The organism is Rhodoferax sp. ZS1R8 (assembly GCF_056521325.1).
The window spans coordinates 1-4117 of sequence record NZ_JBWMBA010000015.1 but is presented as its reverse complement, the minus strand read 5'-3'; the positions used below and the strand labels follow the sequence as shown (position 1 = coordinate 4117).

The following is a 4117-nucleotide window of genomic DNA, read 5'->3' as shown; positions in this document are numbered from 1 at the left end:
TCACAGAGGAAAATGTGGTGCAGCCAGCCGTCATAACGGGACTTAGGTGCAAGACGAAAACCTGCAGTAATTCTGTCCACATTCAACCGCTTTGAAAACCCTACAGATGTAGGGGGGGCGTGACAGAGGGTAACCATCGCAACTGGGGATTTGGCCTGTGCTACCCGTACCTGCCCAATGTCAACGGCTTTGGCTGGAACCAAAAGCGCGTGTACCGCATATACCGTGAGTTGGAATTGAACCTGCGCATCAAGCTAAGGAAGCGTCTGGTGCGCGAGAAACCTGAGCCCTTGGCCGTGCCTGCGGCCGTCTACCAGCTCTGGTCCATGGACTTCATGCACGACAAACTGGAGGATGGTCGCGACGCCCCCCAGATTTGAGTAGCAGCTAACTCTGGAGTCCAATCCCATAGAAAGGAGATTGGACGTGAAAGAGAGATTTGCGGAAGAACAGATCATTGGCTTCCTGCGTGAAGCCGAAGCAGGCTTGGCGGTAGCCGAGCTATGCAGGCGGCACGGCTTCTCGGAGGCCAGCTATTACCTGTGGCGCAGCAAGTTTGGCGGCATGAACGTATCTGACGCCAAGCGCCTCACGGAGCTGGAAGCCGAGAATGGGCGACTCAAGCGGCTCTTGGCAGAAGCGATGCTGGAGAACGAGGTAACGAAAGAAGCCTTGAGAAAAAAGTGGTGAGCGCACCAGCCAGACGCGAACTGGTGCGCCACATGATGAGCAGCGGACTGAGTGAACGCCGATCGTTGCGCATCAGCGGCATGAGCGCCAGTGCTCTGCGTTACGAGCCCGCTGCAGACCGTAATTGCGCACTCAAGGTGAAGATCATCGCCTTGGCCCAACGCCATCGCCGACACGGCTGCGGCATGATCTATTTGAAGCTGCGCCAAGCCGGCGAGATCGTGAACCACAAACGGGTGGACCGCCTGTATGCCGAGGCAGGCCTGCAGGTGAAGAAGCGCGGACGTAAGAAGATTCCCTTGAGTAACAGACATCCCTTGGAGCGACCAACGGCAGCCAACCAGGTGTGGTCCATGGAGTTCGTGTTTGACCGCACGGCTGAGGGGCGCAGCATCAAGAGCCTGACGATCGTCGATGACGCAACCCATGAGGCCGTGGCGATCGTGCCAGAGCGAGCCTTAGGCGGGAACCAGCTGGTGCGAATCCTGGAGCAACTCGCCAGCACCAGGGGCTTGCCTAAGGCGATCAGGACCGATAACGGCAAGGAATTCTGCAGCCGCGCTTTGCTAACCTGGGCCCATGCCAGAGCGTTCAACTGTCCCTGATCGAACCCGGTAAGCCTAACCAGAACGCATGCATCGAATCATTCAGCGGACGTTTCCGCGACGAAGGCCTTAACGAGCATTGGTTCACCGGACTGCAGCATGCCCGGGTCGTCATTGAAACTTGGCACAGGGAATACAACGAGGAGAGACCCAAACGATCCCTTGGAGGACTGACCCCGACTGACTACGCCAAGACACTCATTCAAAAGCAGTTAAATTAACCCTCCGGACTCCAAAGCCTGGTGCTACTGAAAGCGGAGGGACGTCGACCCCAAAGTAGCATCTGGCCAAGGCTGCATAACCGTTCTACTTCCAGGTTCGGTGGGAAACGGGGGAAATACCGTTTTTGTTACCCCGCTCTTTTAGGGCGGGGATTTCCATTTGCCTAGGGGTCAAACAGTGTCTTTTTCGGAAATACACTCATGAAATGCCAAAATGACTTTGCCTATGGGTTTCAAGTAAATATTTCCTCTAGTGCACAAATTGTTGAACTCAGCTGAATCGAATTCAATCAAGTCAAATGATTCAATTTTTTGGCCTTTGAATCTTTTGACTTCGCAAGTAGTTTCAATTAAATCGGACTCGTGCGTTAACCTAACCAGAAAACGATTCTCTCCACACGAAGAGATACTTTCCAAGGTATATCGATACTTATCGATTGATGTGTTGTTCATTTATTCACTTTCCGGGTTGAATTCTAAGGTTGAGCGACGATTTTCGAGACGTATTTTGTGATCCACGCTGCATCAACAGTGTAAGACGCTCCTATACCGGTATCCAACACCTGATACATACCCTCTAAACCAGAGATTGGAGAAATTGTTACCATATGCGCGGCCTGTCCGGCAACTTGTAACTCGGCGCCGATTACGCCGCTATTTGCTAATCTCAGAGTATCGGTTTCAGACACCATTCCGCCAATCCAACCGCCACCGTTAACATTGGTGCTATTCAATTCTTTTGCCAGAGATTCGGAGTTCGACCATTCTCCAATTCTACTGACCATTTCAGCTTCTGTAACAGCGCCGTTAGTAATGTTCTGAGCCGTTGCGGATACGCAGGAGCCGCCACCGCATTGAAGAAATGTACCGTTCGGTGTCATGTTTGAAACTTCATCAAGCCACGGAGCCGCTAAGGAATGTGCACCCGCATTTGCCTCGGATATCGTGCCAACCGAACTAGGGACATATCCTGGCATTGCACCGAAGGTCCCGTTCTCTATCGCCATGGAAGTACGCGCCGCACTAACCAAGTCTGCGGTCGCAGCCACGCCCTTCGCGGCCAGTGCGGGTGTTGCAAACCCACTCACAAAGCCTGCGGCCGCCTGCGCCGAGTTGTCATATTCGAACAATCTACCGGTGAAGTCTCGATACTGCGCGATCTCACCGTCTAGAGAGCCAGGTTCAGCCAATCCCACCAGCTCTGCTCCACCCACAGCGATGTAGCGCACGCCAATAGCGGATTGGGTTAACGTTTCGGTAACGAAATTTGGTATCCCTTTGCCTAGGCCCACAACCCCATCAACAGCGTTGTTCAACGCGTCTCCCGGGTTGTCAACAATTTGCTGGACCACCCCAATGGGCACATCGGTGAAGAAATGGTACAGATTTGCCATCTGATCGCCATAACTCATCGTAGATTCGTTTGGGGTGTCTGTCTGTGCAAACGTAAATCCCCCGCCCAACGCAGCTCCCCAGTCGATGCCGTCACCGCCTGTTGCCGTACTGGCATCCGTCAGTGGCAACGTCTCCACTATCGGTTGCGCCACGGCAAAGGCAACCGCGTCGCTGCTGTAGCGGTCGTAGTGCACGCCGTCGTCAGTGAAACCACTCTCGACAATATACGGTTCGGAGAACAGGGAGTTGTTGACGCTACTGGACGTGAAGTCGAACACAGGCCCACCGTTGTAGGTTGCCGGCGTCTGCGCAACAACCAAAGATACGTCGGAAGGGGCAATTGACAGGTCGCCCGTACTGACAAGCAGGTTGCTGCTGTCAATTGCCGGCAGTCCACTCCATGTGTCGGCGCCCCAATCAAAGCCGCCATAGTCTGGCGTGGTGTAACTAAATCCGTAGTCTGGCGTGCTAAAGCTACTGCTGTAGTCAGGTATCGAAAAGCTGGAGCTGTAGTCTGGGGTGCTAAAGCTACTGTTGTAGTCTGGTATCGAAAAGCTGGAGCTGTAGTCTGGGGTGCTAAAGCTACTGTTGTAGTCTGGTATCGAAAAGCTGGAGCTGTAGTCTGGGGTGCTAAAGCTACTGTTGTAGTCTGGTATCGAAAAGCTGGAGCTGTAGTCTGGGGTGCTAAAGCTGCTGCTGTAGTCCGGTATCGAAAAGCTGGAGCTGTAGTCTGGGGTGCTAAAGCTGCTGCTGTAGTCCGGTATCGAAAAGCTGGAGCTGTAGTCTGGCGTGCTAAAGCTGCTGCTGTAGTCCGGTGTCGAAAAGCTGGAGCTGTAGTCTGGCGTGCTAAAGCTACTGCTGTAGTCTGGTATTGAAAAGCTGGAGCTGTAGTCTGGGGTGCTAAAGCTACTGCTGTAGTCTGGTATTGAAAAGCTGGAGCTGTAGTCTGGGGTGCTAAAGCTACTGCTGTAGTCTGGTATTGAAAAGCTGGAGCTGTAGTCTGGGGTGCTAAAGCTACTACTGAAGTCTGGTGTTGAGAAGCTGGAGCTGTAGTCGGGGGTGCTAAAGCTACTGCTGAAATCCGGTGTTGAGAAGCTGCTACCAAAGTCCATCGGCGCGAAGCTGAAATCCGACATGGAGAAACTGGGCATTGAGAAACTATCCATATACAGTTCTTTCTAATCCTGATTAGAACCTGCATGTCGT

Annotated in this window: 1 protein-coding gene and 2 pseudogenes; 2 read left to right on the top strand and 1 reads right to left on the bottom strand. The window is 53.1% G+C overall.

What is annotated here, in order from left to right; genetic code table 11:
- Positions 1–131 precede the first annotated feature (131 nt).
- Positions 132–362, top strand: a pseudogene (locus AC097P_RS23160) (IS3 family transposase); the annotation flags it as partial.
- 64 nt (positions 363–426) lie between these two features.
- Positions 427–1516 (top strand): annotated as a pseudogene (locus tag AC097P_RS23155) (IS3 family transposase).
- A 476-nt stretch (positions 1517–1992) separates the two neighbouring features.
- Here AC097P_RS23155 and AC097P_RS23150 read toward each other — a convergent pair.
- Positions 1993–4023 carry a hypothetical protein gene (locus AC097P_RS23150; RefSeq protein WP_479612800.1) on the bottom strand — a complete coding sequence of 677 codons (2031 nt, stop codon included), beginning with the start codon at positions 4021–4023 and terminating at the stop codon, positions 1993–1995.
- Positions 4024–4117: the final 94 nt, after the last annotated feature.

What these genes read in the sequence shown, in the direction of transcription:
- AC097P_RS23150 (WP_479612800.1), bottom strand. Translation starts at nt 4,023, where the DNA reads ATGGACTTTGGTAGCAGCTTCTCAACACCGGATTTCAGCAGTAGCTTT.